Source organism: Limnohabitans planktonicus II-D5, assembly GCF_001270065.2.
GTDB classification, from domain to species: domain Bacteria; phylum Pseudomonadota; class Gammaproteobacteria; order Burkholderiales; family Burkholderiaceae_C; genus Limnohabitans_A; species Limnohabitans_A planktonicus.
This window is the reverse complement of sequence record NZ_LFYT02000113.1, coordinates 1-931: the sequence shown is the minus strand read 5'-3', so window position 1 is coordinate 931 and position 931 is coordinate 1. Positions and strand designations below refer to the sequence as shown.

The following is a 931-nucleotide window of genomic DNA, read 5'->3' as shown; positions in this document are numbered from 1 at the left end:
GCTTCACCCTGGACAGCGCAGCCCCCACAGCGCCCACCGTGGGCCTGGTGTGCGACAGCGGCAGCATCTCAGGCGCAGGCACAGACAAAATCACGAACACAGGCACCCTGAGCCTGAGCAGCGTAGAAGCAGGCGGTCAGCTCGAATACAGCACCAACGGCGTGAACTGGGCCACCACCTTTGCAGCCGCCGAAGGCGTGAACAACGTCAAAGTGCGCGTGACGGATGCCACAGGCAACACCGGTGCCGTGGCCACCTACAGCTTCACCCTGGACACCCAAGCGCCTGCAGCGCCCGTCCTTGGCCTGGTGTGCGACAGCGGTGCTTTGGGTACCGACAAAATCACACAAACCGGCAACCTCACCGCGTCCTCCCTGGAAGCCGGTGCCACGCTCCAATACAGTACCAACGGCTCAGCCTGGGGCAGCACCTTTGCAGCGGGCGAGGGCAGCAACACCGTCTACGCACGCGTGGTCGATGCCGCAGGCAACACCGGCGCGGCCAGCCAACTGGTGTTCACCGTGGACACCTTCATCGTCAAACCGATCCTGACCCTGGCCTCGGACACCGGCACCCCGGGCGACCTGGTCACCATCGACGCCAGCCTGAACGTCCCCGGCAGCGCCACCGGCTCGGCCATAGAAGCCGGTGCCGTGGTCGAATACAGCACCAACGCCAGCAGCTGGACCAACACCTACAGCGCCATAGAAGGCAGCAACACCGTCTACGCACGGGTCCGGGACGCGGCAGGCAACATCGCCGTCTCCGACGTCCTCCGATTTGTGCTCAACACCAAGGCAGGCACCTTCACCGCAGGTCTGGACAACAACAGCAACAGCGGCGCCCTGACGGACCTGAGCACTTATTACGACACCCCCACCATCACCGGCAGCGGCTCAGAAGGCGACCGCATCAAAGTGACCATGCCCGG

General features: G+C 64.4%; 1 protein-coding gene. It reads left to right on the top strand.

Features of this window, described 5'->3' with window-relative positions:
- Positions 1-931: Ig-like domain repeat protein (locus tag H663_RS41900; protein ID WP_165803989.1), on the top strand; the 931-nt coding region annotated here is incomplete at both ends.